Annotated in this window: 23 protein-coding genes and 1 riboswitch; of the genes, 12 read left to right on the forward strand and 11 right to left on the reverse strand. The window is 63.6% G+C overall.

Annotation, left to right across the window (positions count from 1 at the left end):
• The first annotated feature begins 144 nt into the window (after positions 1–144).
• Entirely contained in the window at positions 145–1,269 is a 1,125-nt protein-coding gene (locus EN804_RS23390) for a DUF2336 domain-containing protein (RefSeq protein ID WP_135921482.1), read from the forward strand.
• Here the strand turns inward: EN804_RS23390 and EN804_RS23395 are convergent.
• Both EN804_RS23395 and parE read right to left on the reverse strand, forming a co-directional pair.
• Entirely contained in the window at positions 1,266–3,335 is a 2,070-nt protein-coding gene (locus EN804_RS23395) for an FUSC family protein (protein WP_127872621.1), read from the reverse strand. The two genes, EN804_RS23390 and EN804_RS23395, sit on opposite strands and share 4 nt — an antisense overlap.
• A 44-nt stretch (positions 3,336–3,379) precedes the next feature.
• The gene (gene parE, locus EN804_RS23400) at positions 3,380–5,437 is read right to left on the reverse strand and encodes a DNA topoisomerase IV subunit B (RefSeq protein WP_127872620.1); all 2,058 of its coding nucleotides are present in this window, start codon (positions 5,435–5,437) and stop codon (positions 3,380–3,382) included.
• 259 nt (positions 5,438–5,696) lie between these two features.
• Here parE and cpaB point away from each other — a divergent pair, with 259 nt between their 5' ends.
• The 10 genes from cpaB to EN804_RS23450 all read left to right on the forward strand — a co-directional run bounded on the left by cpaB (position 5,697) and on the right by EN804_RS23450 (position 15,833).
• A complete protein-coding gene (gene cpaB / locus EN804_RS23405) occupies positions 5,697–6,602 on the forward strand; it encodes a Flp pilus assembly protein CpaB (RefSeq protein ID WP_135921483.1) in 906 nt (301 codons plus the stop codon).
• Between the two features lie 90 nt (positions 6,603–6,692).
• Positions 6,693–8,078: a type II and III secretion system protein family protein gene (locus tag EN804_RS23410; RefSeq protein ID WP_245512062.1), complete on the forward strand. Its 1,386-nt coding sequence runs from the start codon at positions 6,693–6,695 to the stop codon at positions 8,076–8,078.
• A gap of 4 nt (positions 8,079–8,082) precedes the next feature.
• On the forward strand, positions 8,083–8,352 hold the full coding sequence (locus EN804_RS23415; protein WP_135921484.1) for a hypothetical protein: 270 nt from the start codon (positions 8,083–8,085) through the stop codon (positions 8,350–8,352).
• A gap of 33 nt (positions 8,353–8,385) precedes the next feature.
• Positions 8,386–9,594 carry a response regulator/pilus assembly protein gene (locus EN804_RS23420; protein WP_135921485.1) on the forward strand — a complete coding sequence of 403 codons (1,209 nt, stop codon included), beginning with the start codon at positions 8,386–8,388 and terminating at the stop codon, positions 9,592–9,594.
• The gene (locus EN804_RS23425; RefSeq protein WP_127872618.1) at positions 9,591–11,012 is read left to right on the forward strand and encodes a CpaF family protein; all 1,422 of its coding nucleotides are present in this window, start codon (positions 9,591–9,593) and stop codon (positions 11,010–11,012) included. The genes EN804_RS23420 and EN804_RS23425 overlap by 4 nt, the downstream gene beginning before the upstream one ends.
• 5 nt (positions 11,013–11,017) lie before the next feature.
• Positions 11,018–11,983, forward strand: coding sequence for a type II secretion system F family protein (locus tag EN804_RS23430; RefSeq protein ID WP_127279840.1), 966 nt, complete (start codon positions 11,018–11,020; stop codon positions 11,981–11,983).
• Position 11,984: 1 nt separating this feature from the next.
• Positions 11,985–12,947, forward strand: coding sequence for a type II secretion system F family protein (locus tag EN804_RS23435; RefSeq protein ID WP_135921486.1), 963 nt, complete (start codon positions 11,985–11,987; stop codon positions 12,945–12,947).
• Between the two features lie 76 nt (positions 12,948–13,023).
• Positions 13,024–13,857, forward strand: coding sequence for a hypothetical protein (locus EN804_RS23440; protein ID WP_189524556.1), 834 nt, complete (start codon positions 13,024–13,026; stop codon positions 13,855–13,857).
• Between the two features lie 153 nt (positions 13,858–14,010).
• Positions 14,011–14,484, forward strand: coding sequence for a hypothetical protein (locus EN804_RS23445; protein ID WP_127279842.1), 474 nt, complete (start codon positions 14,011–14,013; stop codon positions 14,482–14,484).
• Positions 14,485–14,657: 173 nt separating this feature from the next.
• On the forward strand, positions 14,658–15,833 hold the full coding sequence (locus tag EN804_RS23450; protein ID WP_135921487.1) for a GGDEF domain-containing protein: 1,176 nt from the start codon (positions 14,658–14,660) through the stop codon (positions 15,831–15,833).
• Here EN804_RS23450 and gcvP read toward each other — a convergent pair whose 3' ends face one another.
• Genes gcvP through gcvT form a run of 3 tightly spaced genes read right to left on the reverse strand, consistent with a single transcriptional unit; the run spans position 15,834 to position 20,134 of the window.
• Positions 15,834–18,644, reverse strand: a complete 2,811-nt coding sequence (gene gcvP / locus EN804_RS23455; protein ID WP_135915789.1) for an aminomethyl-transferring glycine dehydrogenase — start codon at positions 18,642–18,644, stop codon at positions 15,834–15,836.
• An 18-nt stretch (positions 18,645–18,662) separates the two neighbouring features.
• Entirely contained in the window at positions 18,663–19,031 is a 369-nt protein-coding gene (gene gcvH, locus EN804_RS23460; protein ID WP_135915790.1) for a glycine cleavage system protein GcvH, read from the reverse strand.
• A gap of 5 nt (positions 19,032–19,036) precedes the next feature.
• Positions 19,037–20,134: a glycine cleavage system aminomethyltransferase GcvT gene (gene gcvT, locus EN804_RS23465; RefSeq protein WP_127277661.1), complete on the reverse strand. Its 1,098-nt coding sequence runs from the start codon at positions 20,132–20,134 to the stop codon at positions 19,037–19,039.
• A 149-nt stretch (positions 20,135–20,283) separates the two neighbouring features.
• Positions 20,284–20,370, reverse strand: a riboswitch (glycine riboswitch).
• Between the two features lie 249 nt (positions 20,371–20,619).
• On the opposite strand from gcvT, the gene EN804_RS23470 reads away from it, so the two are divergent.
• Positions 20,620–21,621, forward strand: coding sequence for a hypothetical protein (locus EN804_RS23470; RefSeq protein WP_135915791.1), 1,002 nt, complete (start codon positions 20,620–20,622; stop codon positions 21,619–21,621).
• On the opposite strand, the gene EN804_RS23475 is transcribed toward EN804_RS23470, so the two are convergent.
• The 6 genes from EN804_RS23475 to gfa form a co-directional block, all read right to left on the reverse strand.
• Positions 21,618–22,055, reverse strand: a complete 438-nt coding sequence (locus EN804_RS23475; protein ID WP_135921488.1) for a GNAT family N-acetyltransferase — start codon at positions 22,053–22,055, stop codon at positions 21,618–21,620. The two genes, EN804_RS23470 and EN804_RS23475, sit on opposite strands and share 4 nt — an antisense overlap.
• Positions 22,055–22,846: a molybdopterin-binding protein gene (locus EN804_RS23480; RefSeq protein WP_135921489.1), complete on the reverse strand. Its 792-nt coding sequence runs from the start codon at positions 22,844–22,846 to the stop codon at positions 22,055–22,057. Before EN804_RS23480 ends, EN804_RS23475 begins: the two co-directional genes overlap by 1 nt.
• A gap of 1 nt (position 22,847) precedes the next feature.
• Positions 22,848–23,729 (reverse strand): cytochrome b/b6 domain-containing protein, encoded by an 882-nt coding sequence (locus tag EN804_RS23485; protein WP_135921490.1) that lies wholly within the window; start codon positions 23,727–23,729, stop codon positions 22,848–22,850.
• 97 nt (positions 23,730–23,826) lie between these two features.
• Positions 23,827–24,504 (reverse strand): DUF1345 domain-containing protein, encoded by a 678-nt coding sequence (locus EN804_RS23490; RefSeq protein ID WP_135921491.1) that lies wholly within the window; start codon positions 24,502–24,504, stop codon positions 23,827–23,829.
• Between the two features lie 30 nt (positions 24,505–24,534).
• On the reverse strand, positions 24,535–25,002 hold the full coding sequence (locus EN804_RS23495; protein ID WP_135921492.1) for a YaiI/YqxD family protein: 468 nt from the start codon (positions 25,000–25,002) through the stop codon (positions 24,535–24,537).
• A 65-nt stretch (positions 25,003–25,067) separates the two neighbouring features.
• Positions 25,068–25,637, reverse strand: a complete 570-nt coding sequence (gene gfa, locus EN804_RS23500; protein ID WP_127872609.1) for an S-(hydroxymethyl)glutathione synthase — start codon at positions 25,635–25,637, stop codon at positions 25,068–25,070.
• Positions 25,638–25,655: the final 18 nt, after the last annotated feature.

Genomic DNA, 25,655 nt, shown 5'->3' on the forward strand with positions numbered 1-25,655 from the left:
TCCTGCGCTGTCTGACGGTTGATAGGCGCTGCATCCAGCGCTCGCAAGCCAGTTAATGAACATGGTGAACCGTTCGTAAACCATTTCTGCCTACCGTCCTCACGGGGCCGGAAACCTTCCGGCTAGGGGCGTAAGCAGACGGGCATGGTTGTTGTTTCGCATTTCCTGAAATGGATCTACACGGCCAGGGTGTCGGAGCGCGCCGCCGCGGCCAATGCGCTGGCCCGGGCCTACGTCAATTCCGAATTGCCGTTCGAGGACCGCTGCGCCGCCGAAGCGGCGCTGACGCTGCTGCTCGACGACGCCTCGTCGAAGGTGCGGCTGGCGATGGCGGAAGCGCTCTCGATGAGCCACCACGCGCCGCTGCAGATCATAAGCGTGCTTGCCGCCGACCAGCCGGAAGTCGCCGGTGTCGTGCTGGCGCGCTCGCCACTGCTCACCGACGCCGATCTGATCAACCGCGTGGCGGCGAGCCAGAAGGCAACGCAGAAACTGATCGCCGATCGGCCGCTCGTCTCGATGGCGCTGTCGGCGGCCATCGCCGAGATCGGCGAGGCGGAGGCCTGCGCCGTGCTTCTGGCCAACACCGGTGCCGCCATCGCTTCGATGAGTTTCCGCCGCATGGCGGAGCGCCATGGGCATCTGCCTTTGGTGCGCGAGGCGCTGATATCGGATATCAGGCTGCCCGCCGACTGCCGGCACATGCTGCTCATCAAGCTTGGCGAGACATTGAAGACATCGCCGCTGGTCATGGCGTTGATGGGAACCGCGCGTGCAGAACGCGTCATGCGGGAGGCCTGCGTCAAGGCCTCGGTGACGCTGATCGAAGGCACGCGCCAGGAAGAGCATGCGGCGTTGATCGAGCATCTCAGGCTGCGTGGCGATCTGACCGCCAGCTTCCTGATCCGCACTATCGCGCACGGCAAGGTCGATTTCTTCGGCTCGGCGCTGGTCGCGCTCAGCCAGCAGTCCGAGCCACGGGTGAGGGCGCTGCTGGCCGGCGGGCACGACGTGGCCCTGCAGGCGTTGTTCCGCAGTGCCGGCCTGGCTGCCGCCACGCATGCGGTCATCCTGCGCGCGCTGAAGATCTGGCGTGAGGTTGCCAACGGCAAGCGCGTCGCCGGCGTTCAGGAGGTCAGCTGGCTGATGCTCAAGGAGTTGGGCGGGCAATCCGCCGAAGGCGATCTTGCCGCTCTGGTCAAGTCGATCCATCTCGATGCCCTGCGCGAGAACGCGCGCGGCCACGCGCTGGCGATCGCCGCAGCCTAGGTTTTATCCCTCGCGAAGAAATCCGGGAAATCCTCCATCGCCGCGGCGATGATGCGCAGGGACGCCGCGATTTGCAGCATGTCGCCGGTGGCGTTTCGCTGGGCGATGCCCGCCGCATACTGCCGGGCAACAGCGACGGTCGCTGTTTGCGGATCGCCAGGGGCACGGAAAAGCAGCTCGCGCGCCAATCCCCTCAGGAAGTTGGCGATTGAAAGCGCCGTTTCCGATGGGATGGCATGGTCTTGGCTGGCACTGCGCAGCCGCAGGATTTCCAGGCCGACCGTGACGGAGGCGACGCCGCCGCCCAGCACCGCCTCGCCCTTCCTGCCGGAATTCTGCACCAACGGCATCAACTGATTGACCCGGTCATAAGCGAGGCTCTCGAAGGCCGAACGCCTCGGCACGCGCTCATGCAGGCAAAGCCGCGCCAGATCCTCGCGCATGGCCCGCACGATGCGGTCGGCCGCGAGCCACGGATCCGCCGGCAACACGACGATGAAGACCCCGATCGCCAGCAGGATGCCGACCAGGATCGATGCCGAGCCGGCGAAGAAGGGGCCGGGATCATAGGTCATCGCCTGATGCGGGCTGAGGAAAGCCAGGAAATTGATGGCGAAGGCCGTCGCCACGCCGACATAGCGCGGATTGGCCATGGCGAGTGCCGCCGGCACCATGATGGGCACCACGAAGAGCATGAACCACCCGAAGCCGGGCAGGGCGGGAAGCGCGATCTGGCCGACGAGAAAGGCGAACGGCAAAGCGAGCAGCGTTCCCTTGAAGAAACCCCATGATACCTGCACGGGATCGGGGCGAGCGGCAAACAGGCTCGACACGACGGCAACCAGGATGACGGTGCCGGCCGCCTCCGACCACTTCGTCGTCAGCCAGAAAGCCGCGACCAACAGCGTGGCAACGGCCGCGCGGATGGCGTTGCGTGCGGCACCGGGATAGTCGCGATGCACCACCAGGGCCGGCTGCTGGCTGCCAGGACCTGGTCGGCGGGTCACCGGCGCGCGCAGCGCGTCCAGGCCACGAAGCACCTGTTTCAGCGCCTCGGCGAAATCGGCCGCTATGGTGAGGCGGGTGATGGTTCCGACCCTGTCCTCACCCTGATCGACCGAGGCATCGGGCATTTGCCGGGCCTTGGTTGAGATCGCGTCGAGCCGCGCCAACCAGGGCGAGGTATCGTCCAGCGCTCCCGGCTTGGTTGCCAGTTCGCCTACAAGGGCTTGCAGTTCCGAGCGCACCGGGATGAGGGCCGCGTTTTTCGGAGCGGCATGCGAATAGAGCGCGCGCGCCGCCGAAAGAGCCGAGAGCAGTTGTCCGATCGTGCGTCGCACCGGATGCGCGCGCGGTGCGAAGCTCGGCGCTTCGAGCCTGGCATAGGCGCGCATCTCGCCAAGCGTCTGGGTGTCGGCGACAAGCTTCCGGTGCAGGCCGATCAGCGTTGCCCGATCCCCGCCGGAAAACGCTCCGCCGGCGTAAGTGGCGAGGTCGAGAATGCAGCGTTTCAGCCGCGAGATGATGGCGTCGCTGGCCAGTTTGGGCAGGATCAGCCGGCTGGTGAGGCCGGCGCAGACGATGCCGAGCACGATCTCGGCACAACGCGCGACCGCTAGGTCAACGACCAGATGCGGTTGCCCGAAAGCGGGCAGGCCGATGATCATGGCGGTGTAGCCGGCAAGGGCGGCGCCATAGGCTTCGGGATTGCGCAGCAGCGACGAGACGAAGGTGCAGATGCCTATCCAGACGGCAAGCACCGTCACCAGAATCCAGGGGCCGGTGCCGAACGCCGTGGTGATGCCGATTGCCGCGACACCCCCGGCAAGCGTGCCGAGCAGCCGGTAGAAGCCTTTCGCCAGCACCATGCCGGCAACCGGCTGGGCGACGATGAACACCGTCATCATCGCCCATTGCGGATGGTCGAGCTTCAGCGCATAGGCGGCGAGAAGCGCGATCATGCCAGCCGAAACGGTGCGCAGGGCAAAGATCCAGTCCGAGCGCGTCGGTTGCGTCAAGCCGGCCAGGCTCGTCTCGAAATAGGTTTTCAGCCGCGCCCAGGTCACATGCCGGTCTCCATGTCAGGGACGCAAGCTAAACTCGCCAGCGGCTAGATATCCAGCACTTCCGTCTCGGCGAATTCGGCGCGTTCCTGGATGAAGCGGAAGCGGGCTTCGGGCTTGGTGCCCATCAGTGCATCGACCGCATCCTTGGTCGCCGCCTCGGCGTCGATCACGTCGACCCTGAGCAGCGTGCGCTTCCTGGGGTCCATGGTGGTCTCCTTGAGCTGCGAGGCCATCATTTCGCCCAGGCCCTTGAAGCGGCCGAGCTCGACCTTGCCGCGCCCGGTGAATTCGGTGCGCAGAAGCTCGTCCTTGTGGGCGTCGTCGCGGGCATAGGCGACCTTGCCGCCTTGCCTGATCGAGTAAAGCGGCGGCACCGCCAGATAGAGATGGCCGCCGCGTACCAGCGCCGGCATCTCCTGGTAGAAAAAGGTGATCAGCAGCGAAGCAATGTGGGCGCCGTCGACATCGGCGTCGGTCATGATGATCACGCGGTCGTAGCGCAAATCCTCGTCGCGATACTTTGACCGCGTGCCGCAGCCAAGCGCCTGGATCAGGTCCGATATCTGCTGGTTGGCGGCCAGCTTGTCATTGCCGGCGCTGGCGACGTTGAGGATTTTTCCGCGCAGCGGCAAGACGGCCTGGCTGGCACGGTCGCGCGCTTGCTTGGCGGAGCCGCCGGCGGAATCGCCTTCGACGATGAAGAGTTCGGCACCCGCCGCCGCGTTCTGTGTGCAGTCGGCGAGCTTGCCCGGCAAGCGCAGCTTGCGCACCGCACTCTTGCGCGACACCTCTTTTTCCTGGCGGCGGCGCACCCGTTCGTCAGCGCGCGCGATCACCCAGTCGAGCAGTTTCGAGGCTTCTTGCGGATTGTCGGCCAGCCAATGGTCGAACGGGTCGCGTATCGCGGTCTCGACGATGCGTATCGCTTCGATCGTCGCCAGCCTGTCCTTGGTCTGGCCGACGAATTCCGGCTCGCGGATGAACACCGACAGCATGCCGGCGGCCGAGATCATGACGTCTTCCGACGTGACGATCGAGGCGCGCTTGTTGCCGACGAGGTCGGCATAGGCCCGCAGGCCGCGCGTCAGGACGTTGCGGAAGCCGGCCTCGTGCGTGCCGCCTTCACCGGTCGGAATGGTGTTGCAGTAGGAATTGATGAAGCCGTCGCCGCCGAACCAGGTCACCGCCCACTCGAGTGAGCCATGGCCGCCTTGCCTGTCGCTCTTGCCGGCGAAGATTTCGCGCGTCACCTGGAATTCGTCGCCTAGCGACGCTTTCAGATAATCCTTGAGGCCGCCGGGAAAATGGAATTCCGCCTTGGCCGGCGTCTGATCCTTTTCCTTGATGAGGGAAGGATCGCAGGTCCAGCGGATTTCGACGCCGCCGAACAGATAGGCCTTGGAGCGCGTCATGCGGTAGAGCCGTGCCGGCTCGAAGGCCGCACCCTTGCCGAAGATCTGCTCGTCGGGATGGAAACGCGTCCTGGTGCCGCGGCGGTTGTGCACCTCGCCGAGGTGCTCCAGACCGCTTACCGGAATGCCGCGTGAAAACCGTTGGCGATAAAGCTGGCGGCCGCGCGCGACTTCGACCTCGAGATGGTCCGACAGGGCGTTGACGACGGAAACGCCGACGCCGTGCAGGCCACCGGAGGTCTCGTAGACCTTGGAATCGAACTTGCCGCCCGAATGCAGCGTCGTCATGATCACTTCGAGCGCCGGCTTCTTGAATTTCGGATGCGGATCGACCGGGATGCCGCGGCCATTGTCGGTGACGGTGAGATAGCCGTCGGCCGAAAGCTCGACATCGATGAAGGTGGCGTGGCCGGCAACCGCTTCGTCCATCGAATTGTCGATGACCTCGGCGAACAAATGGTGCATCGCCTTGTCGTCGGTACCGCCGATATACATGCCAGGCCGGCGGCGCACCGGCTCCAGGCCTTCGAGCACCTCGATGTCGGCGGCGCTGTAACCCTCGCTGCCATCCTTGGCCGCGGCCGGCCGCCTGGCGGCCGCTTGCACCAGCGGATCCGCTGGGCGCGCCGGCGCGCGAACCGGCTGCGGCTGCTTGTCGATGTTGCCGAAGAGATCGTTGTTGTCGTCCATGCCAACCATAAGGGTCCGGTGCTGCGAATCACCCGTCGATACTGCCACGCTTTTCGGCGCCAAGCGACGGAGGTTCCTGTTACGTTCGGGGATTTAGCCCTTCTTACCCTAAAACCATTCGATAACCAAGCGGGCGGAAATAGGTCGAATGCCACCGCACAAGATTCCTGATTCTTTAACAATGCCGACTAGCGTGAGCCCAACATAACAAGAAACTGCAGGCGTCAGGGGTTTAGGTGTGAGGGGCAAGGCCATAACGATGATCGGCATCGCCGCCGTTTTCGGCGCGATCTCGATCTTTGCCGCGGATTTCTGGGTCAAGAGCCAGGCCCAGGCCGATGCCCAGGAGAAGACGGCCTCGATCGCCGCTCCGGCCCCACCCAGGATCGAATTCAAGACGATCGTGGTGGCGACCGCGCCATTGCGTTATGGCATGGAGCTCGATCGCACCAAACTCAGCGAAATCCCGTGGCCGCAGGATTCCCTGCCGCAGGGCGCCTTTGCGACCATCGACGGGTTGCTCGGCGAAGGTGGCCGGGTCGTGCTGTCGCCGATCGAGGTCAACGAGCCGGTGCTGCTCACCAAGCTGTCCGGACCGAACGGCCGCGCGACGCTGTCCAATATGCTGACGCCCGGAATGCGGGCGGTCACCATCCGCACCGACGAGATCGCCGGCGTCGGCGGCTTCGTCACGCCGGGCGACCGGGTCGATGTCGTGCTGACCCGCGATGCCGGCGAAATCCAGGAAGTCGCCAAGAACGCGCAAGGCGCGGCCGGTTCGACCATCACCTCGGAAATCGTCGTTGCCGACGCCAAGGTGCTGAGCGTCGGGCAGGGCGCCGACGAGCGCCAGACGACGCCGCAGGTGGCCAATTCCGTGACCATCGAGGTGACGAGCGACGGCGCGCAGAAAGTGGCGCTGGCCCGCACCGTCGGCACGCTGTCGCTTTCGCTGCGCTCCGCCAGCGAAGGCGGCGACGGCAAGAACGGCGTCACCACCATCTCTTCCTTCGGCGGGTCTGTGGCTTCCAAGGCCCAGGCGGCGGCCGGCTCCCTGTTCGATGCCGTCGCCAAGGAGCCGGAGAAGCCGAAGTTCAAGACGGTCATCGTGACACGCGGCACGCAGGCCGAGGAATACAAGGTTCCTTCGCGGGATCAGAAGTAAAGACCGGTGGGGACCGGGCGGGACGGGATAATGGCGATGCATACCCTATATCGAATGACGGATCGGTTGCGTTTGGTGCGCGCCTTGGCGATGGCGGCTTCACTGGCCGCGAGCGGCATGCTCGCCTTCGTCGGCGCGGCCAACGCGGACAACGACATCGTCCATGTCTCGTCGACCAGGAATGCGTCGATCAAGGTCGCCAAGGGCAAGCCCAAGACGATCATGACGAGCGCGGCCTTCTACCAGATCGTCATCGGCGATCCGGAGATCGCCAACGTCAATCCGCTGACCGACAAATCCTTCTATGTGCTGGGCAACAATCTCGGCACCACCGGCATTGCGCTGTTCGACGAGAACAAGCAGCTCGTCGGCACCATCGACATCGAAGTGACGCTCGACACCGACCAATTGGCGAGCACCATCCGCGCCAGCGTGCCGGACGCCAAGATCAAGGTCGGCTCGGCCAATGGACGCGTGGTGCTTTCGGGCGAGGCGGATGACGCGGTCGCCGCCGAAAAGGCAAACAAGATCGCCACCCGCTTCTCCGGCAATGAGGAGGTGATCAATTCGGTCAATATCTCCTCGTCGCAGCAGGTCCAGCTCAACGTCCGCTTCGTCGAGATCAATCGCCAGGCCGGGCAGGATCTTGGCGCGAAATACAGCGCCAATTTCGCTTACGGCTTCGGCGGTCGCGACGTCTCTATCAATCCAGGCCCGGTCCCGGCGGCCGGCACCGGCGAGATCATCGGCCGGCTGCTGTCCAATGGCGTCTCGATCGATATCGCCATCAAGGCGCTGGAGGAGCGCGGCCTTGCCCGAAGGTTGGCCGAACCGAACCTGATTGCTCGCTCCGGCGAAACGGCGAGCTTTCTCGCCGGCGGCGAATTTCCCATCCCGGTTTCCGAAGACAATGGCAATATCTCCGTCAGCTACAAGAACTACGGCGTCAGCCTGGACTTTACGCCGACCGTGCTGAAGGACGGATTGGTCAGCCTCGACATCGCGCCGGAAGTCTCTTCGATCGATGCGTCGGCATCGTACAATATCGGCAACATTTCGGTGCCGGGGTTCATCGTGCGCCGCGCCAAGACTTCGGTCGACCTGAAGAACGGCCAGAGCTTCATGATCGCCGGGCTGCTGCAGTCCCAGAACGACATCATCACGTCTCGCATACCCGGTCTCGGCAAGATGCCGGTGCTGGGGTCGCTGTTCTCGTCGAAATCCTATCAGCGGCGCGAGACCGACCTGGTCATCATCGTCACGCCCTATCTGGTCAAGCCGGTCGATCCGTCGAAGAAAATGGCTGAGCCGACCGATGGCACACAGCCCGCCAGCAATGTCGACTATTTCCTCAACAACACCGAGGAAGTGAAGGCGCCGGACACCAACCGTGCGCTGGCGCTGGCTGACGGCAGCGCTGCGCGGGGCGCTTCCGCGACCAAAGTCGGCCATTTCCTCGACCTGCCGAAGGACTGAAGCCATGCGTCTGGTCCTGAGATCGAGCCTCGCACTGCTTCTTGCCGGTTTGGCAAGCGGCTGTACCAGCGACGACTATGTGCGCAGCGAAGGCGTGACGACAGCCGCCGGTGAGGCGCAGGCCGCCAACACCGTCATGCAGATGGTCGACCCGTGGAAGTACGGCGTCCAGAACACGAGGCTTCTCGTGCCTGCCAAGCGTGGCGATGCCGGGGCCGCCACGCCCGATCAGGCGGCCGGTGCCAAGGCAGCGCAAACGACCACCGGCAACTGATCCAGACGGCGATCGACCTCATAGGCGGCAAGAATGGCAAACAGCACCAAGAAGATCCTGCTCGTATCGACAGACCGGACCTTCGCGCAGGACACGAAGACGGCCTTTGCCGCCTCCGAGATCATCCAGCTCATGACGGTCGAGAAGAACGTCACCGAACTGCGCGGCGAGGTTCAGGAGGCCGAGTTCGGCGTCGTTATCGTCGACATGGATGCGGCGATGCTGGAAGAAATCGAGTCACTGCAACGTGTGATGCGCCGGCTCGAGGGCAAGGCACCGGTGGTCGTGGTCACGCAGGAGTTCAACGCCGCCGCTGTCCGCATCCTGGTCCAACTCAAGGTCGCCGACTTCCTGGTCAAGCCGATCACCACGGCCGACCTCGTGCGTTCGGTCGTGCGAGCGTTGCAGGGACCCGGCCGCGAGGAAAACACCGAGTCGCAAATCTACACCTTCATGCCCGCCGCCGGCGGCGTCGGCACCACGACACTGGCGCTGCAGACCGCGTTCCAGCTGCATCATTCGGTGACGCGCGGCGCCTCGACCTGTGTGGTCGACCTCAATTTCCAGCAAGGTGCCTGCGCCGAATATCTCGATCTGGAGCCGCGTTTCGACATCACCGAAATCGAGAACCAACCCGAGCGCCTCGACCGGCAGCTGCTCGATGTGATGCTGTCCAAGCACGCCAGCGGACTTTGCGTGCTGGCGGCGCCGACCCATCCGGCCGAAATGCGCTCGTTCAAGACCGATGTCGTGGTGCGCATGCTGGACCTCGTCTCGGCCTATTTCGACAATGTCGTCATCGACATGCCGCGCACCTGGTTTCCGTGGACGGAAACGGTGCTGCTCGGTTCCAACAAGCTCTACATCGTTGCTGAAATGACGGTGCCGTGCCTGCGCCATACGCAGCGGCTGATCCAGGCCGTCTATGAGACCGCCGGCAAGGAAGTGAAGCCGAACGTGATCGTCAACCGTTTCGAGCAGAAGATGTTCGACAACGGCATCAAGCAGGCGGATGTCCAGGAAATCCTTGGCGAGCATTTTGTCGGCGGCATCGCCAACAACTACCGGCTGGTGCGCGAGGCGGTCGACCGCGGCGTGCCGCTGCACGAGATCGATCCCAACGCCAATGTCGTCAACGACCTGAAGAAGATCATCCTTCCGGAAGAGTCGGTGGCGACCGCGAGCAAGTCGAAGTCGCTATTCGGTTTCGGCAGGGGCCTGTTGAAAAGGAAAGCTGGATGACCAGCCGTTTTTCCACCCTGCAGAATCGCGACGCCCGCCCGCAGCGACCGGCGGAATCGACACCGGTCGCGCATCATGCCGTCGTTATCCCGACCAGCCGAAAGGCTTTGCCGGCGAAACCGGAAGCGGCACCGGCAAAGAATGCCAACAAGGTGCTCGATGCCCGGGTGCGCATCCATCGGATGCTGCTCGAGGAGATCAACCTCGTCGCGCTGGAGCGCTTGCCCAAGGACGAGATGCGCCGGCAAGTGCATGATTTCGTATCGGAAAAAACCCGCCAGGAGCGGATGGCGATCAATACCGCCGAACTCGACGCGCTGGTCGACGATATCGTCGACGAGATGGTCGGCCTCGGCCCGCTCGAGCCGTTGCTCAAGGACCCCGACATCAACGATATCCTGATCAACGGCCACCAGAACTGTTTCGTCGAAAAGAAAGGCAAGCTGCAGCAGGTCCACATCCCGTTCAAGGACGAGGCGCATCTGCTCAGAATCGTCAACAAGATCGTGGCCGCCGTCGGCCGCCGCGTCGACGAATCGCAGCCGATGGTCGACGCACGCATGCTGGACGGCTCGCGCTTCAACGCAGCCATCCGCCCGGTGGCCGTCGACGGTCCGCTGGTGTCGATCCGCAAGTTCTCCAAGAACAAGCTTGGCCTGCACAGGCTGGTCGAATTCGGCGCCATCACGCAGAACATGGCCGAAGTGCTGGCCGCGGCCGTGCATGCCCGCAAGACGACGATCATTTCGGGTGGCACCGGCACAGGCAAGACGACGATGCTCAACGCGCTGTCGGCCTTCATTCCGGAAGACGAGCGGCTGATCACCATCGAGGACGCGGCGGAGCTTCAATTGCAGCAGCCGCACGTCGCGCGCATGGAAACGCGCCCGGCCAACATCGAAGGCCATGGCGAGCTCAAACAGCGCGACCTGGTCAAGAACGCGTTGCGCATGCGTCCCGACCGCGTCATCCTCGGCGAGTGCCGCGGCGAGGAGGCATTCGACATGCTTCAGGCGATGAACACCGGCCATGAAGGGTCGATGGCGACCATCCATGCCAACACGCCTCGCGATGCCATTTCACGCCTCGAGCAGATGCTGGGCATGACCGGCATGCCGATGACGGTGCAGTCGATCCGCAGCCAGATCGCCAGCGCCATCGACATCATCGTCCAATTGACCCGGCTTTCCGACGGCAAGCGCAAGGTGACGAGCGTCGCCGAGGTGACCGGCATGGAGGGTGATGTCATCCAGATGCAGGAAATCTTCCGCTTCGTGCGCACCGGCATGGATGCCGACGGCAGCATTCTCGGCTACTTCGAGGCAACCGGGATCCGGCCGCGCTTCCTCGAGGACCTGCGCGCCATGGGCATCGACTTTCCGGGACGCTATTTCGAACCCGGCCGGCCGCAGGAGTAGCCGGGGTGTTCGACGGGTTCAGCGCGATCTATGTCGTCTATGCCGGGGCCGCACTGACCGGCATCATGGTCGCCGAGGCGGTCTACCTGCTCTATGCCGGCCGCAGCGACAAGCGCACCGCCATCAACCGGCGCATGAAACTTCAGGAAAACAAGATCAGCCAGGAGCAGGTGCTGATCCAACTGCGCAAGGAGCGCGGTCTCGACGCGGGAACGTCGCTGTTCTCGCCGGACCGGTTCCGTGCCTTGCGCACGCAGTCGGGCATGGTGATGCCACTCTCGAAATTCCTGATGATCACCTGCGGCGTGGCGATGGCCATGACTCTGTTCGCCATCTCGCGCGGCTTGCCGCTGTTGATGGGGCTCATTCTGTTCGTCGTGCTGGTGCCGCTGCTGCCGGTCATGGCGATGCGCTCCATGCGCAAGCGCCGGCTGAAACGTTTCGGCATGCAGTTGCCGGAGGCGCTGGAACTGATCACGCGGGGCCTCAAGGCAGGTCATCCGGTTCCGGTGGCGATTGCCATGGTGTCGCGCGAGATGCCCGATCCGATCGGTACGGAATTCGGCGTCATTGCCGACGAAGTCACCTATGGTTCCGACCTGGTCTCGGCGCTGAACTCGCTTTTCGACCGGGTCGGCCACGAGGACCTGCCGTTGTTCGTCACCGCCGTGTCGATCCAGACCAGTTCGGGCGGCAATCTGCGCGAAATCCTCGATGGGTTGTCGACGACGATCCGCGAACGCGGCAAGCTGCGCCGCAAGGTGCGCGCGATTTCGACGGAAGGCCGCTTGTCGGCCTACATTTTGACTGCCGTGCCGGCGCTGCTGTTCACCGCCATCATGGCCATGATGCCGGGATATTACAGCGACGTCTGGGGCGTGCCGAAGACGTGGTACATGATCGGCGGCTCGGTTACCTGGCTGATGCTGGGCAATCTGATCATGTTCAAGATGTCGAACTTCAGGTTCTGACATGCAGGGCGTCATCGAATTCCTCGCCTCGCTCGCGCCGGCCTCGCTGATGCCGGTTGCGGTCCTCTTGCTGCTCGTCGGAGTCGCCGCGGTCGCCTGGCCGATGGTGGCGGCGAAGGGTGACCGCAATGAAGTCAAGCGCCGGCTCAAGGTCGACCACGGTCCGGTGGCGGCCAAGCCCGAACCGGTGCAGAAGAAGAATAGCGGCGTCGTGCGCGAGAAGGCGGTGAAGAGGGCGCAGGAATTCTACGCCAAGAGCGACCCGGAAAATGTCGCCCGCCTGCGTTTGAAGCTCATCCAGGCCGGTTACATGGAGCCGCGCGCCGTCGGCATGTTCTTCCTCATCCGGTTCACGGCAATGATCGGCACGACGTTCGCCGTCTTCGTGCTCAACCGGTGGATGGCCAGCCCGGACGCTACGATGACGAGCCGGTGGACCTTCATCATCCTGTCGGGCGCTGCCGGCTATTTCTTGCCGGGTCTGGTGCTGACCCAGAAGGTTCGGGAAAAGATGCGCGAATACCGCAACGGCTTCCCCGATTTCATGGACCTGATGATCGTCTGCTCCGATGCCGGCATGAGCATGGAAGCGGGCGTCGAGCGCGTTTCGAAAGAACTCGCCAAGACCTATCCGTCGCTCAGCCAGAATTTGCAGCTCGTGTCGCTGGAGCTTCGGGCGGGACGCAGCCTCGACGACGCGCTGAAGGCGCTCGCCGATCGCCTCAGCCTAGACGAGGTGCGCTCCTTCGCCACGCTCCTGCAGCAGTCGAAGGAACTCGGCACCAGCCTGTCGGGCGCGCTCAGGGTGTTTTCAGATGAAATGCGCCACAAGCGCATGTCGCTGGCCGAGGAGAAGGCGCACGCCTTGCCGGCAAAGATGTCCGTGCCGGTCGTGGTCTGCATCCTGCCGGTGGTGCTGATGATCGCCGTCATTCCCATCATCGTCAAAATGACGGGTCACTAAAGCGCGCCGGTCGCGACCGATTCGCGCGACATGCACGCAATCTGGACCTGTAACGTCCGTAATCAGCGAGAAGTCCATGCGAATACTGTTGCCCACCCTGTTGCTGGGCCTCGCCGCGGCGGGCTTGTCACCCGCCCAGGCCGCGGCTGGCGATTGCGGCGATGCCGCCGCGTTGGTGCAGCAGGCCTATCCGAAGGCTCTCAAGAGCGCCGATGGTGCCTCATTCACGCTCGAGCCCCACACCAGCATCGCCTTGGCGCCTCAGGACAGCGATTCGCCATTCCGCCTGATCTGCAAGATCTGGCCCGCCCATGACGATCTGCTGCTGGTCGCGGTGCCGCTGACCGACAGCGCCCAATCCAGGGACGACGGGCATGTTGGCGATATCGAGCTTCTGGTCGTCGACAGGAACAGCAAGCAAGTGCGCCAGCGCTTGCTCCAGCCCGGGCTGATAACCGACGATGCCATCGCTATCCGCAAGATCGAATTCGATACCGGCCGCTATGGGTTGGCGCCCGGTGTCACCGCCTTTGGCCTGCGTATCGAGATGGCCAATCATTCGCAGGCCGATACCTTCAGCGAAACCGACCTGCGGCTCTATGCCGTCGCCGGCGATGCGCTGCGCATGGTGCTCGATGGCCTTGTCGTTGCCGGTAATGGTGGCGAAGGCGATACCAATTGCGCGGGATCCTTTCATTCCACTCGGGTCAGCCTGACGATGGGCGCGGCGAGACATCACGGCTATCGTGACATCACCGCGGTCGAACGGACGGATACCGACGAGCCGTCCCCCGACACGGATGGCGAGTGCCAGTCTCATCCCGGCAAACCTGTGAACCGAACCTACCGGCTGCGCTATGACGGCAGCCGTTATCCGGTTCCGGGCGAGCTCAGGGCCATGGAGCCGTAAGAACCCTGCGGTATCGAGGCGTCGCGACCCGTGGTTAATGGCCGGTATTCGGGACACTAAAAGTTAGCCGCATTTCGGCACCGAAGCTTAATCGCTGTGCTGTAGTGTCTTTCCCTGAAGAACGACCCGGCAAATCGGGCGACGGGGCAGGGCATGCGTCAGATAAAATTTGCGGCGGTGGCCACGATGGCAACCGTCCTGATGATCACCGGGTGCACGACGAACACCAACGTCGACACGACCAAGACAACCGCCATCCAGCCGACTGCCAAGGATGTCGACACATCCGACCTGGCGGAAGGCAAGGCGCAGTTTCGCGACGCCAATTATGGTCTTGCCGAACAGCATTTCCGCAAGGCCGTCGAATTGAAGGCCGACAATGCGGAGGCCTGGATGGGGCTTGCCGCTTCCTATGACGAACTCGGCCGCTTCGACTTCGCCGACCGCGCTTATGGCCAGCTTTTGAAAGTCGCCGGCCGCAAACCGCGGATCGTCAACAATATGGGCTATTCGCAATTGCTGCGCGGCAACAAGACGAAGGCCAGGGCACTGCTGCTGGAGGCGAAGGCCGGCATGGCCGATCCCACCGTTGTCGACGCCAACCTCGCCTTGCTCAACAAGGGCTGATGCCGGTTGATCCTCGCGCCGGCCAGGGGTGCGGTTTCGGCACAGGTGGCATCGACGCTTTGTAAACTCTATCCGCAGGTTGGGTCGAGAGATTGCCTGAAAACCATGTCCGAGGGCTGCCGCTGACCTAGAATGCGGCGCAACCGCCGACGCTCGAGAGGCCCCCGCCCGATATGCTGGATTTCAGTTCGCTCCTGCTCGCAGCCGCGCTGTCGGGCATCTGTCTCAGTGTCACCATGTTCGCAATCTGGGCCACCGCGCCGCGGGCCGGATTCGTGCTGACGGTGGCATGCGGCATTCTCGTGCTCGTCGCGCATGTAATCCTGTTTTGGCGCTATACCAGGGAGCCCGATCCGCTGCTTTGCCAGATCGCGCTGGCGCTGCTCAGCCTGGGTTTTCTGATCATCTGCATTTCGGCCATGCAATATCTCGGTGTGCCGGACCACAGGCGTGTGATTGCTCCGACATTTGCCGCCATGGCCGTCTGTGCGGCCGTAACCTTCATGGGCCTTGACGGTATCGGTTTCGTGATCACCTACGCGACGGTTACCGTGCTGCTCTCGACGATCGGGGCCATGTTCTGGATCAATGGCAGTCACGATCGCCGCATCCTGCTGGTGGTTTCGTTCCTGAGCGGCACCTGTGCGCTGTCGTTTGCCCTTTGCGGCGTGGTTCTGATGGCCAAAGGGCAGTGGACGCTCGGTGTCGCGCCCGACAATTGGGCTGAACGCCTCAACTCTGTCGTGGCGGTGGCCTGTATGACCGGCCTCGGCGCTTTGACGCTTTCGCTCCACCATTTGCAGGCGCAGATCGAGCTGAAGGCCGAGACCATGACCGATCCGTTGACCGGGCTGATGAACCGCCGGGGCCTGACGTCGCTTTATGGCGAGCGCACCTTCGGCCCGTTCATGGCGATCGTCATGTTCGATCTCGATCACTTCAAACGGACGAACGACATCTATGGACACCCGGTCGGGGATCAGGTCCTGTGCCGTTTCGGTGCCGTCATCCGGAAATATGCCAGGACCGGGGTCGACGCCTTTCGCCTGGGCGGCGAGGAGTTCGCGATCGTCATGTCGCGGATGACGGAAGAGCGGGCCTATGATCTTGCCAGCAAGATCGGTGTCGCTTTCGGCACGGAAGTCGTGCCCACGCCGGTCGGCCCCTTGCGCAGCACGGTCAGCGGCGGGATCGGGTTCGGCGAGGCCGACGGCAGCACCCTCGACGAGGTGCTGGCCAGGGCCGACTCCACGCTCTACGCGGCCAAGCGCGCCGGCCGAAACTGCGTCATCAGCCACAATAGGATGGGCAAGGCCGAACCGATCAAGCCGGCCTTGCGCTCCGCGTAGCTATTCCGCAGCACCCAGATAATCCGACAGCGGCGGGCAGGAGCAGACCAGGTTGCGGTCGCCGGCGACATTGTCGATGCGCGATACCGGCGGCCAGTACTTTGCGGCGGTGTCGGCGTCGCCGGCGGGATAGGCCGCTTCCAGGCGCGAGTAAGGGTGGGTCCATTGACCGGCCAGCGCCTCGGCTGACGTATGCGGTGCGTTGACCAGCGGATTGTCGGCCAAGGGCCATTCGCCTTTGGCCACTTTCGCCGCTTCGCCGGCTATGGCGATCATGGCCTCGCAGAAACGGTCGAGTTCGCGCTTGGGCTCGGACTCGGTCGGCTCGACCATCAGCGTGCCGGCGACCGGGAACGACATGGTCGGCGCGTGGAAACCATAGTCGATCAGGCGCTTGGCGATGTCCTCGACACCGATGCCGGCGCTCTCCTTGAGCACGCGGGTGTCGAGGATGCACTCATGGGCGACACGATCGCTCCTGCCCTTGTAAAGCAGCGGGAAGTGCGGGGCGAGCCGCGTCGCCACGTAGTTGGCCGAGACGATCGCCGTCTCGGTCGCCTGCTTGAGGCCGGAAGCGCCCATCATGCGGATGTACATCCAGGTGATCGGCAGGATGGAAGCGCTGCCGAACGGGGCGGCCGCCACGGCATGCGCCGAGCCTTCGCTGACATGGCCGGGCAGATAGGGCTTCAGATGCGCCCTGACGCCGATCGGACCGACGCCCGGTCCGCCGCCGCCATGCGGGATGCAGAAGGTCTTGTGCAGGTTCATGTGGCAGACGTCGGCGCCGATGTCGCCGGGACGGGCAAGTCCGACCAGCGCGTTGAGGTTGGCGCCGTCGAAATAGACCTGGCCGCCATGCTCATGGATGAGCGCGCAGAGATGGCGCGCGCCTTCCTCGTAGACGCCATGCGTGGAGGGGTAGGTGAACATCAGCGCCGCGAGATTCCTGGAATGCTCATTGGCCTTGGCGCGCATATCGTCCATGTCGATGTTGCCGTCTTCCAGGCAGCGAACGACGACGACGCTCATGCCAGCCATCGCGGCACTCGCCGGATTGGTGCCATGCGCGGAAGAGGGGATCAGACAGACGGTGCGATGACCCTCACCGCGCGAGCGGTGATAGGCGCGGATGGCCAGCAGCCCGGCATATTCGCCCTGGCTGCCGGCATTGGGCTGCAAGGTCACGGCGTCGAAGCCGGTGATCTCCGCCAGCCAGCCTTCCAACTCGCCGATCATGGCGCGGTAGCCGGCCGAATGCGCTGCCGGCGCAAAGGGATGCAGGTTGGCGATTTCCGGCCAGCTCACCGGCATCATCTCCGCCGCGGCATTGAGCTTCATGGTGCAGGAGCCCAGCGGGATCATGGCGCGGTCGAGCGCCAGGTCCTTGTCGGCCAGCCGGCGCAGGAAGCGCATCATCTCGGTTTCCGACTTGTTCTCGTGGAAGACCGGCTGGGTCAAAAACTCCTTGCCGCGCGGCTTGCCGGGCACCGTGCTGTCGGCCGAAGAAGCAGCCTTGGCGTCGAACAGGGCTGCGATCGCCTCGAGATCGGCATTGGTCGAGGTTTCGTCGAAACTGATGCCGACATGGTCGGCGTCGAGCACACGCAGCAGCCGGTGGGTCTTTTCGGCGGCGGCGGCGATCTGGGCGGCCTTGCCTTTCGTCTCCACCGTCACCGTGTCGAAACGGCTGGAGCCGAGCACCGATACACCCGCAGCCTCGAGGCCGCTTGCCAGGCGGTTGGCCAGCGCGTGGATGCGCCCGGCGATCGCCTGCAAGCCGACCGGACCATGCCAGATGGCGTAGGCGGTCGCCATATTGGCAAGCAGCGCCTGCGCGGTGCAGATGTTGGAGGTCGCCTTGTCGCGGCGGATATGCTGTTCGCGCGTCTGCAAGGCGAGGCGGTAGCCCGGCCGGCCCTTGCTATCGGTCGACTGGCCGACCAGGCGACCGGGCATCAGCCGCGTCAGCTTGTCGGAGACGGCGCAATAGGCGGCGTGCGGGCCGCCAAAACCCATCGGCACGCCAAAGCGCTGCATCGGGCCGACCGCAATGTCGGCGCCGAGCTTTGCCGGCGCGTCGGTCAGCGTCAGGCCAAGCGGATCGGCGACGAAAACGACCAGCGCGCCGGCAGCGCGAGCCTTGGAGATCGCCGCCTTGTGGTCGCCATAGACGCCGAAGGTGTCAGGCCATGAGACGAGCAGGGCGGCGGTATTGTCGTCGATCTCCTCGCCGTCAATCTCGATGCCGAGCGGCTCGGCGCGGGTGCGCACCACGTCCAGTGTCTGCGGATGCGGCGTGCCGGCGAGCGCCACCTTGGTGCGCCTGTCGCGATGGTGGCGCAGGGCAATGCCGACCGCTTCGGCGACTGCTGTTGCCTCGTCGAGCAACGAAGCCGACGCCACCGGCAGGCCGGTCAGTTCCGTGACCAGCGTCTGGAAGTTGAACAGCATTTCCAGCCGGCCCTGGCTGATCTCGGCCTGGTAAGGCGTGTAGGCGGTGTACCAGGCCGGATTTTCGAACAGATTGCGCTGGATGACCGGCGGCACGTGGACACCGTGGTAACCGGCGCCGATGAAGCTCTTCAGCACTTTGTTCTTCGCCATGGTCGCGGACAATTCGGCAAGCGCTTCGGCTTCGCTGGCTGGCGCTGGCAGGTCCAGCGGCTGGTCGAGGCGGATCGATCTCGGCACGGCCTGACTGATCAGCGTCTCCACCGAGGGAACACCGATGACGGTGAGCATGGCTCGAACGTCGGCAAGGCCGGGTCCGATGTGGCGGGCCGAGAACGGGTAGGGGGCAGCGGTCATGTCAACAAGTTCCTGATGTCAGGCGATATGGGCTTTGTAGGCGGCCTCATCCATGAGGCTGGCGAGCTGGCTTTCGTTGGCGAGCTTCATCTTCCACAGCCAGCCGGCGCCGGTCGCCGCCGAATTGACCAGTGATGGGTCGGAAGACAGCGTGCCGTTGGCCTCGGTGACTTCACCGTCGACCGGCGCGTAGACGTCGGAGGCCGCCTTGACGGATTCGACCACGACGGCGGTATCGCCCTTGGCGAGCTTCTTTCCCGTTTCCGGCAGTTCCACGAAGACGAGGTCGCCGAGCTGCTCCTGCGCATAATCGGTGATGCCGACGGTAGCGGTGCCGCCTTCGACGCGGAGCCATTCGTGGTCTGATGTGAAATAGGTTGTTGCCATGGAATTCATCCTTTGCGGTAGCGATGAGGGGTGAAGGGCAGGGAACTGATTTCGACTGGGATCTTCGTGCCGCGCACATCGGCGAAAACTCGCGTTCCCGTCTTTGCCAACGATGTGGTGACATAGCCCATGGCCACGGGATGGCCGGCGGACGGGCCGAAGCCGCCCGAGGTGACATGGCCGACCGGGTTGCCGTCGGCGTCGAATAGCGCCGCGCCCGCGCGTACCGGCTGGCGGCCTTCGGGCTTCAACCCAACGCGCTTTTGCGCCGGGCCCCGCTCCACGGCGGCGCGCAATGCGTCGGCACCGATAAAGGCGCCGGAAGCCCTGGTATCCCTTGGGATTGCCCACATCAGCGCCGCCGCGGCCGGGTCGGTCTCCGGCGTGATGTCCTGGCCGTGCAGGCAGAGGCCGGCTTCGAGCCGAAGGCTGTCGCGCGCGGCAAGGCCGATCCAGAGCACGCGCTCGTCCTCGAGCAGTTTGGCGACCAGGTCCCGTGCGTCCGCCTCCGGCAGGCCGATCTCGAAACCGTCCTCGCCGGTATAGCCCGACCGGCTCATGAACCAGTTTTTCCGTGGCTCGACGCCGTGCATGAACAGCAGCGAGCCGGTCTCGATGCCTGCGCGGGAAAGGGCGGCCCAGGCTTCAGGGCCCTGGATGGCCAGGAAGACACGGTCGAGCGGCTCGACCTGCACATCGAAATCAGCCGCCAGCGCGCGCAGATGCTTTTCGTCGGCGATGGCGTTGCCGGCATTGGCGACGACCATGAAGCGGTCGTCGCCAAGTCGGGTGACGATCAGATCGTCGAGAATGCCGCCTGCCTCATTCAGGAAGAACGTCAGTTTGGACTGCGAAATCTCGAGCGTGCCGGCGTCCAGCGGGCAAGCGCGGCTCAACAGCGCAGCCGCTTCCGGCCCGCCGACCTCGAACAGCTTCATATGCGAGATGTCGAACAGCCCCACATGTTCGCGGGTGTGAAGATGCTCCTTCATGACGCCGGCCGGATAGGTCAACGGCATCGACCAGCCGGCAAAGGCGCCGAAGCGCGCACCGGCGGCTGTATGGATGTCTTCGAGGGGAAGGTGTTTGTCGTCGCCCGTCATGTCGTCTCCAGAGTCGCACGCAATCGGCCGCTGATGGCGACCAGTCCGTGCCCCTCTGTCTGAAGCCTGAGAGACTCGCGCAGCCGGAACTCTGTCAGCGGCGCTTACACCTTCGGCGCGGGGGCAAGCCCCGACTTTCCAGAGTGTCTTTCCCGTCTACGGTTCTTTTGCCTGAGAGATTTCGGGCGATTTCCCCTTCGGCGGCAGCTCTCGCTGCTCTCTCCCGCAAACAGGTAGGACTCAAACCCTGAGCCCTCGACGCGCCATCCATAGCCCGTCGGCGACACCTTGTCACCTCCCAGCGACATCTAAGCGCGTCCCGCGCTTTAGATCTTTGTTGATGCATGTCGTTCTCCCAAAACCGCTGCACACTTTTGGTCGACATTGATCTCACAAGTCTTCGCTAACCACGCCATTTGGCGGTTTTTCAAGACACTCCTGATATAGCAGGCAGATGTGACGCGTTGGGCGGACGGGGACGACAGATGGGCGAATTGATCATGAGCGCTCCGGTGGCGGGGCTGACGTCGAAGAACCGGATTACTGCGGAGGATGTCGTGATGCTGCGCCGCGACGTGTTCGCAGACGGCGTGGTGACCCGGGGCGAAGCCGAGGCCTTGTTCGCGCTCGATCAGACGGCGCGAGACAAATGCGCGGAATGGGCACCGTTCTTCGTCGAGGCGGTCACCGACTACATCGTCCACCAGGAAAAGCCCTCGGGCTATATTTCGCAGGAAAACGCCGATTGGCTGGTCCGCACGATTTCGCGCGACGGCATGGTCGACAGCCGGACCGAACTCGAATTGCTGGTCCACGTGCTGGAAGAGGCGAAATCATCGCCGAGCCGGCTTTGCGTCTACGCGCTGGAGCAAGTCGCCCACGCGGTCGTCGACGGCAAGGGGCCGCTGATGATCGGCGGTGTGCTGGTGCCCGGACTGATCGCCAAAACGGAAGTCGAGCTTCTTCGCCGTATCCTCCATGCCCATGGCGGCGATGGCAACATCGCCATCACCCGGGCCGAGGCCGAGGTGCTGTTCAGGATCAACGAGCGGACAGCCCAAGCCAACAACGATCCGTCCTGGAACGACTTGTTCGTCAAGGCGATCGCCAATTTCGTCATGTGCTCGGCCGGTTACGAGGCGCCCACCCGCGAGGTGGCGCTGCGCCACGAAACCTTCCTCGATCACGCGGGTCCGGAAATCGGCGGTTTCTTCAGCCGCATGGTCTCCGGTGGTCTTGCCGGCATTATCGAGGCCTATCGGTCACCTGACGACATAGAGACCGAGTGGGAGGCGAAGAACAGGGCCACCGAGGCGCTGGCCCGACGCGCCGAGACGATCGATGCCGGTGAAGCCGGCTGGCTGGTCGGACATATCGGGGTGAACCGGCCTCTGTACGAGAATGAGCGTGCACTGCTGACTTTGATCAAGCATGCCTCGCCGGAAATCCATCCGGCGCTGAAGCCGTTGCTCGACAAGGTTGCCTAAGCCGCGCCGGCCGCCGCTACCGTTTTACAAAGGATGATGTTGGAATGGCCTTCGGGCCATCCCGCCAGTTCGGCCATGCGCTCGAAGCCGGCCTTTTCATACAGGCCTGGTGCCTGGAAGTCGTGGCTGGCGACCCAGATCTTCTTGACGCCGCGATCGGCCGCCTCGGCGACAAAAGCGTCGAGCAATTGCCTTGCGTAGCCGCGGCCTCGGTGAGCCTCGTCAATCCACATCAATGTGAGCTCGCACGTGCCCGCCCAGGAATAGCCGGCGGCTACTCCGATCGCGTGTCCCGCATCATCACGGATGACAAAGGCCAGTTCCCGGTCGTCGTCGCGGTCCGTCATACGCCGGTTGTCGCGATGGAGACGCTCCTCGAGCGAACTCAACTCGATGGGCGACAGATCGTGCTCGGCCTCTATGCGGACGGCCATCAAATCCCGCCGTACCAGTCGTAGCCATTGTCCTCCCAATAGCCGCCGCGGCCGCCGCCAATATTGGCAAAGCCGTCGACCAGTTCGATCTTGTAGAGATATTTCGGCATCTTGTAGCCGAGCTGGCGCTCGACACGGACGCGCAGCGGCGCGCCGTTCTCGACCGGCAGCGGCTTGCCGTTCAGGCCATAGGCAAGGATCGTCTGGGGATGGCGGGCATCGATCAGGTCGATCGTCCCGTAATATTTGATGTCGCCCGACAGGCTGCGGTCGATCGTGTCGAGGCAGTGGAACATGACATAGCGCGCCTGCGGCTTGACCACCGCCTGGTCAAGAAGCAGCGACAGCGGCGTGCCCGTCCATTTGGCGATGCAGCTCCAGCCCTCGACGCAGTCATGGCGGGTGATCTGGGTGCGGCTCGGCATGTTCATGAGCTGCTCGCGGGTGAGCGACAGCGGCTTTTCGACGAGGCCCGACACCTCCAGGCGCCAATCGGCGAAGTTGTTGGCGAGCAGGGCCTTGTATGCGTCGTCATCCGGCGCGGTGACGCCGTTCGGCCGCATTGGCTGACGGATATCGGCTTCGGTGAATTCCAGCGCCAGCGAATTGCCGCCGCCGAGCAACCGTTGTGCCCTGTGAGTGAGGCCATTGGCGTTTTCGAGGAAACTGCGCAGGCCGCTGCCGATGCTGAGCTGGCTGTCGAAGGCGTCGCAACCCGACAGCATGATGCCGGAAGCGCCGAGGCTGGCGGCGGTGAGGAATTTCCGGCGGCTGATCTCGAATTTTGCCATGTCAGGCACTCCTCTCGGATGTGTTGTCGTCATGCGCGGGAGGATCGGTGCGGTACCAGCCGGTGATGATCGAACGCAGCTCATTGATCGGGCCGGCGGCCAGAATCATCAGGATGTGAATGATGAAGAAGGCAACCAGCAGAACCATGACGGTGAAATGAATAGTACGTGCCGTCTGCCGCCCGCCGAGCAGATCGTTGAGGAAGGGCAGTACCGAATCCATGCTCGGCGACATGGCCAGGCCGGTGATGATCATCAGCGGCAAGAGCACGAACAGCACGCCGCCATAGGCCATTTTCTGCAGTGTGTTGTATTCACGCGTGTGGTGGAATTTGAGCCTGGCGTGATTGGCGATGTCCTGTGGCAAGCGTTTGAGATCATCCAGGCGCGGCGCCAGATCGCGGCGGATATGACCGTTGATCAGGCTGGCGACCAGCCAGACCAGCAAAGTCGTGGTCAGGATCCAGGCAAAGAAGAAATGGATCACGCGGGCTGTGCCGAGGTCATAGTAGGAGGGGATCGTCGCCCAGGATGGGAAACCGCGCGCCGTTTCGTTACCGGTCGGACCTGACCAACCGAGGACGCCTGTCGTGTCGAAGCGGTGCCCGAAGATTTCGGTGTAACCGCGCGGACCGGCATTGGTGTTTTCGGCGCCTATGGCGAAAATGGTGTTGCTGTAGTCGAAGCCGGATTGCTTGCCGATGTAGAGCTGCGGCCGGGCATTGAAAATCTGCAGGCCGGACAGCAGCATGAAAAACAATGAGATGGCCCAGAGCCAGTGTGTCAGCCGCGTCCAGCGCGACTGCCGGTAGATCAAGGTTTTCTCTTTTGAAGCGGGGACACCCGGTCCAATTTCGGATTGGCTTCTGGCAACCGATTCCATCTTGTCTGGTCTCCCGGCCCTGCGGCTTGGTCTACGTGTTCATTGTCCTCCTGATACGTCGCGATCCAAACCGATGTTTCATCCGATCACGGATTTATTACGGACCGCCCAGGCTGACGGCGAGATTGACGGCCGCGGCGACGATGACGGTGTTGAAGAAGAACGACAGGACCGAGTGGACAAGCACGACACAACGCATGTGCGTCGTCGAGATGTTTGTGTCGGCCGTCTGTGCCGTCATGCCGATGACGGTCGAGAAATAGAGGAAATCCCAACCCTCGGGGCGTTTGTCGCCCGGAAACAGCAGGCCGCCGACCGGGATTTTCTTCTTGGTCTCGGCGTCGACCGCGTCGCCGTCCATCCAGTAGACATGGGCATAGTGGAGCGCCGCCATGGCATGGATGGTGAACCAGCCGAGCGGGATCGACAGCAGTGCGAAGCCGAGTTGTATCGGGTGACCTCCGTCCTTCCGATTGATCAGCAGGAACAAGGAGACAACGGCAAAGCCGACGACAACGAGCGTCACCGCGAAGATGACCAGCACCGGCTGATCGGTGGCGCGTGCATTCTTGCTGAGATACTTGCCGGTGAGTTTGGGCATCTGGCTAACGACAAGAATGACGTAAGCGGCGAAAAATGCGTTGGCGCCGATCGAATAGGCGAGCGGGGCGTGCAGCAGCAACGCCACAAGCAGCGCAAACGCACCGAGACACGCCGATACCGCAAACAGCATGTGGCGCTGCATGGGTTTCTCGATCGGGGTTTCGGCGGCCATGGCGGTCTCCACCTGGATGGCGCTTTGTTGCTAGTCCGGTGTGGCGGATTTCAGCGCGCGCCGCAAGATACGGTCGAGTTCGCCGAGGAACCGCGAGCGGTCCTGCGGCGCGAAGGCGGCATTGTAGCCCTTGCTTTCGCCGGTTTCGCGCAGATGCTGCTTGAGGTCCCGCATCGCTACCGCCATGCCGATCGTTTCCGGTGTGAAGGGCCGCCCGGTCGGTCCAAGCACATGCGCGCCGAGCTCCACCGTGCGGGCAGCAAGCGGAATGTCCGCCGTCACCACGATGTCGTTAGGCTTCGCGTTCTCGACGATCCAGTCGTCGGCGGCGTCGGCGCCCTTGGACACCACGACATTGCGGATCATCGGGTCGCGGGAGGGACGCAGCCCGCCATTGGAAACGTAAGTGACGATGACGCCATGGCGTCCGGCGACCTTTTCGACCTCGGCCTTGACCGGGCAGGCATCGGCGTCGACGTAGATGGCTGGTGCGGGCATTGTCTCTCCAGAAACAAGCAGGGGCCGGAAACGCATCCGGCCCCATACCTGAATTGTCACAGTTGTCAGGCGGGCAGCGCGCCGGACTTCTTCGCCGTCCAGGTGGCGATGTAATCCATCAAGCCCGGATTGAGGCAGTCATAAGGCTCCAGCCCGATTGTCTTCAGCCGGGCCCGGATGCCGTCCATACGCTTGGGGTCGACGCCCGATTCGATGATCGACGAGACGAAGGCGGTGAAGCCCGGTGGCGACCAGCCATCCTCCTCGAAGCGCTCGGGATGGATGAAGGACAGGCCCTTGAATGGATGGTCGCGCTCGACCGGCCCGTGCATGTGGACGCCGCAGCCGGTGCAGGCATGGCGCTGGATCAGCGCAGAGGGGTCGACCACTTTGAGCTTGTCGCCGTTCTCGGTGACGGTGACGTCGCCGGTGCCGGCAACCGCCACCACCGAGAACACCGCGCCGTCAGGCTTCCAGCATTTGGTGCAGCCGCAAGCATGGTTGTGGGCGATCTGGCCCTTGACCTTCACCTTGACCGGCTTGCTGGTGCAGGCGCAGACCAGCGTGCCGCCGGCAAAGCTCGCGCTTTCCCTTGGCAGCCCATTGTCGATTTTCGGATGCAGTTTCTCCGCCATTCCATTTCCTCCCATGTT

It is taken from the genome of Mesorhizobium sp. M8A.F.Ca.ET.161.01.1.1 (genome assembly GCF_004792105.1).
Taxonomy (GTDB): domain Bacteria; phylum Pseudomonadota; class Alphaproteobacteria; order Rhizobiales; family Rhizobiaceae; genus Mesorhizobium.